Source organism: uncultured Chryseobacterium sp. (assembly GCF_936933875.1).
GTDB lineage: Bacteria > Bacteroidota > Bacteroidia > Flavobacteriales > Weeksellaceae > CAKZIK01.
Genome location: NZ_CAKZIK010000054.1, coordinates 1 through 4,676 on the forward strand (window position 1 = coordinate 1; position 4,676 = coordinate 4,676).

At 37.3% G+C, this 4,676-nt stretch carries 3 protein-coding genes and 1 tRNA gene; 2 read left to right on the forward strand and 2 right to left on the reverse strand.

Annotated features, from left to right (window positions below; genetic code table 11):
• The coding region (locus Q0252_RS07870) for an efflux RND transporter permease subunit (protein WP_297985138.1) at positions 1 to 3,204 on the forward strand (3,204 nt) is incomplete at its 5' end.
• Between the two features lie 109 nt (positions 3,205 to 3,313).
• Here Q0252_RS07870 and Q0252_RS07875 read toward each other — a convergent pair.
• Together Q0252_RS07875 and Q0252_RS07880 are read right to left on the reverse strand one after the other, a co-directional pair.
• Positions 3,314 to 4,009 carry an ABC transporter ATP-binding protein gene (locus Q0252_RS07875; RefSeq protein ID WP_297985140.1) on the reverse strand — a complete coding sequence of 232 codons (696 nt, stop codon included), beginning with the start codon at positions 4,007 to 4,009 and terminating at the stop codon, positions 3,314 to 3,316.
• 67 nt (positions 4,010 to 4,076) lie between these two features.
• A tRNA-Arg gene (locus tag Q0252_RS07880) sits at positions 4,077 to 4,150 on the reverse strand.
• Positions 4,151 to 4,194: 44 nt separating this feature from the next.
• Between Q0252_RS07880 and Q0252_RS07885 the strand changes: the two genes are divergently transcribed.
• The gene (locus tag Q0252_RS07885) at positions 4,195 to 4,530 is read left to right on the forward strand and encodes a hypothetical protein (RefSeq protein ID WP_297985142.1); all 336 of its coding nucleotides are present in this window, start codon (positions 4,195 to 4,197) and stop codon (positions 4,528 to 4,530) included.
• The last annotated feature ends 146 nt before the right edge of the window (positions 4,531 to 4,676 follow it).

The following is a 4,676-nucleotide window of genomic DNA, read 5'->3' on the forward strand; positions in this document are numbered from 1 at the left end:
AAAATCCGTATTAAAGATAAGGTTGATGAAACGAAATCTTCGCAGGATTGGCCAAATCTCGACAACGGTGGAAAAGTAGAACCGAGCGTTTTCGATATTAATTTATCGGAAGAAGTTCCGATTCTGAACATCAATGTTAAAGGTAATTATCCGAAAGCTACGCTAAAGAAATACGCCGAAGATATTAAAGACGATCTGGAAAATATTTCTGAAGTAAAAGAAGCTACCATTTTGGGTGTGGATGATAACGAAGTTGAGGTGGCGATTGATATTTACAGGATGACTGCCGCAAACATTAGTTTTGATCAGATTGTCAATGCAATCCGTAGTGAAAATGTAACAATTTCCGGCGGTAATTTAACAACCGAAGGTTTCCGTAACAACATCCGTATCAAAGGACAAATTTCATCACCTAATGATTTGAATGATTTCATGATTAAGCCGGGTGTAAGAATTAAAGATATTGCTACCGTAAGCTTCAAAGAAAAGGAAAAAACAACCTACGCAAGAGAAAAAGGTCAGGATGTGGTGATGCTGAACCTGAAAAAAAGAGCAGGTTCCAACATGATTGCTGCCATTGAGCAAACCAAAGAAAAGTTGGAAAAAGCTGAAGGAACTTACCTTCCAAGAGATTTGAACATTACAACAACTTCCGACCAATCTACAGAAGTTGAACACCAGGTAAACGAATTGGCTAACCACATTATCATCGGTATCCTTCTCGTAATGGGAGTTTTAAGTTTCTCCATGGGGATGAAAAACGCACTTTTTGTGGGAACTGCAATTCCGCTTTCAATGCTAATTGCGTTTACGGTACTTCATATGTCCGGAGTAACTTTAAATACAATGGTACTTTTTGCTATGGTAATGGGACTCGGAATGCTCGTGGACGACGGTATTGTAGTTGTGGACAATGTTTATGCGAATATGGAGAAAGGTTTGCCTCGTCGTCTAGCGTCAAAATTTGGTATTGGAGAAATTGCTGTTCCGGTAATTACTTCAACACTAACAACTTTAGGAGCGTTTCTACCGATGTTGCTGTGGCCGGGAATCATGGGTAAATTCATGAAATATTTTCCTATTACTTTGCTCGCAACGCTTTCTGCTTCATTATTTGTGGCATTGGTAATTAACGCTTCCATGACGGGTGGAAGTATGACCTTGGAAGACCACAACCTTACTACAAAACAGAATAAAAAACTTACCATTATTTTCGGTTCCATTGCTGTATTTTTCGGAATTCTTTCAATTGTGATGGATGTTTCGGCTTTCAGAGCGATTGCGGTTCTTGGAATTTTAGGAATTGCTGCGATTTGGCTGTACAAAAATTATTTCTTCGGGAAAATTACCCATTTCCAACATACTTTCTTCCCCAATTTGGAGAAGAAATATCAAAATTTCCTTAGAAAATTGTTGGACGGTAAAAAACCACGTAAAGCATTTCTTGCTGTTGTTGGTTTGTTGATTGCTTCATTTGTTATTGCGGGAATCGCGCTGGGAATAGGTTGGGTAAAAGTACTGTTCTTCCCGGAACAGGCTCCGCAACAGGTAATGGTTTATACAGAATTTCCACAGGGTACAGATATTGGTAAAACCAATCAGGCTACCAAACAAATTGAAGCCAGAGTGCTGAACTATCTAAAAAAATATGAAGACGGGAAAACCAACGAAAACTGGTTGGTGGAAAGTATGATTACCCAGGTTGGTAAAGGTGGTGGTAACCCGAATGTGGACATTGGTTCGCAGGCAGAATCTCCTCAAAAATCCAGCATTACTTTAACTTTTGTGGAATACGGTAAAAGAAAAGGGGTAGATACTAAGGAAGTTCTGGAAGATTTAAGAAAATTAATTCCTCAAATTCCTGGAGCGAATGTTACCGTGGAGAAAAACCAAAATGGTCCACCTGCAGGTTATCCGGTTTCCATCGAATTGTATGGTGACGATTACAACGAACTTTTGGTGGAATCTCAAAAGATGATTACTTACATCAATGGTTTGGGAATTCAGGGCATTGAAAAACTTCAGTCCGATGTCAACAAAGACAGCCCGGAAATGATTATCGATATCGACAGAGAAGCTGCAGGGAACTTAGGGGTTTCTACCGCAAATACAGGGATGACTTTACGTAGAGCCATTTTTGGTCAGGATATTTCAACGTACAAAGATTTGGATGATGATTATCAAATTGCCATCAGATTACAGCAGGACCAAAGAAGAAATACAAGTTTGCTTTTCAACCAACCGATTACGATTCAAGGTCCAAATGGAAATGTTCAGGTTCCGATTTCAACTTTCGCGAGATTTAGTGAAGAAAATACCTTCAATAAAATTAAAAGAAAGGATAACACCAGAACGCTTCAGGTTTATTCCAATATAACAGGAGATGCCAACGCGAACGAAATCGTACAGAAAATTCAGGCTGCGATGAAGAACTACAAAACTCCGGACGGAATTACATATAAATTCGCTGGAGAGCAGGAAGAACAGGGCAAAAACATGCAGTTCCTATTGTTAGCATTGTTCCTTGCAATGGCTTTGGTAACATCCATTATCGTATTGCAGTTCAACTCCCTTTCGAAAACATTCATTATCATGACGACGATTGTCCTCAGTTTCAGTGGGGTATTCTTAGGATTGGTATTTACGAAGATGAATTTCGTTATCCTGATGACCATGATGGGAATTATTTCCCTCGCCGGAGTTGTAGTAAAGAACGGTATCGTATTGATGGACTTCTTCGTACTTCGTCTTGATGAAAAAATTGAAGAAAAAGGTGTAGAATCTCACGACGATTTATCGGTTGAAGAAGTAAAAGAAATCATTATCGAATCCGGTAAAGCCAGACTGAGACCCGTATTGTTAACGGCCACAACGGCAATCTTAGGTTTGATTCCTTTGGCGATTGGTTTGAATTTCGATATTTGGTCTTTCCTTACAACGCTGAATCCACACCTTTCAATTGGTGGAGATAACGTAGCGTTTTGGGGACCTTTAGCTTGGACAATTATTTACGGACTTTCGTTTGCGACATTCCTTACCTTGTTAATTGTTCCGGTGATGTTCTACATGATTTCGAAATATAAAATCAGAAGAAGAAAGAAAGGTGCAGCAAGACGTGAAGAAATCAAAAGAATCCAGGAAGAAGATTTTGAAAAACACAAACACATCAAAGAAGACCTCGAAGGAGGAGAATCTCTTGCATAACAAAAAAGCGCTTCAGAATTTCTGAAGCGCTTTTTTTAAAGAAAAAATTAATAATGAACAATTAATAATTTTGATTACTCATTACTCATTATTCATTACTCATTACCCATTAAGCAGTGTAACTCTGGAAAGCCTCTTCCAAACTTTCAAACTTCCCTTTAAATTCATCAATAGGAGAATCCATAATAATATTTCCTTGATGAATTAAAATAACTCTGGAACAAAGCGCCTCCACTTCCTGCATAATGTGTGTAGAAAGAATCACGGTTTTTTCTTTGCCGATTTCTTTGATGACATTTCTGATTTCAAGGATTTGGTTTGGGTCCAAACCATTCGTTGGTTCATCCAAAATCAATAAATCCGGTTCATGAAGAATCGCCTGAGCTAAACCAATACGCTGTTTGTAACCTTTGGAAAGCTGACTAATTTTTTTCGATTTCTCCGGCGCAATTCCCACCAAATCAATTACATCATCAACTCTTGTTTTCGGGATTTTATGTAAATCTGCTGCGAAATTCAGGTATTCTTTCACATACATTTCGTTGTACAGCGGATTGTTTTCGGGCAGAAATCCCATGTTTTTTTTCGCTTCAATATCGTCTTCAACAATATTTTTATCATTGAAAATTATTTCGCCTTCGTCAATTTTCAAAACACCTACAATGGATTTCATCAACGTAGTTTTTCCGGCACCGTTTGGACCGAGAAGACCGATGATTTCGTTCTTGCCGATGCTGATGTTAATATCATTCAGCGCAGTCTGTTCGCCAAATTTTTTGGTAAGATGATGGATTTGAAGTGACATTTTTCTGCTTTAATTCGCTGTAAAAATAAAATAAAAAAAAGGAAATCCTAAATGAATTTCCTTTTTGTGAGCGCGGAAGGAGTCGAACCCTCAACCTTCAGAGCCGTAATCTGACGCTCTATCCAATTGAGCTACGCACCCGTTTACGGTTTGCAAATATAGTACTTTTTTGCTTTCTTTGAAATATGAAAGCTAAATTTTTCTTAATAATCATCGCACTTTTTCTAATTTCCTGTAAAAAAGAAACTTACAAAACCGAAAACAATTGGCAAAAGATTTCGGAAAGGGTACAGTTCAAAGAAGATGGAGAAATTTTAAGGCTGAAATCAGGAAAGTTTACTTATAATATTCCCCAATCTAAACTTCCTTTTAAAAGAATTATTTTGCTGAACGCCAGTTTGGTTGGTTATTTCACAGAATTGAGTCAGGAAGATAAAATCGTCGGAATTTCCAGCCCGGAATATGTGTATTCCGATAAAGTTTTAAAACTTTTAAACTTTCTTTTAAACCATGTGGCATAATTCAAATAAGGAAAGTTTTAAATTTGAAACTTTCCTTTTTTGTAACCATGTTAAAAAAGGAAATTTTAAATGAGAAGTTTTAAATCTTAAAACTTGTTTTAAAATTTTCCTTTTTAAAAAACACATCCACATTAGGAAATTAAAAG

Bases quoted from the DNA above. Each gene is read 5' to 3' on its own strand.
- Q0252_RS07875 (WP_297985140.1), bottom strand. From the start codon at position 4,009: ATGTCACTTCAAATCCATCATCTTACCAAAAAATTTGGCGAACAGACT.
- Q0252_RS07885 (WP_297985142.1), top strand. From the start codon at position 4,195: ATGAAAGCTAAATTTTTCTTAATAATCATCGCACTTTTTCTAATTTCC.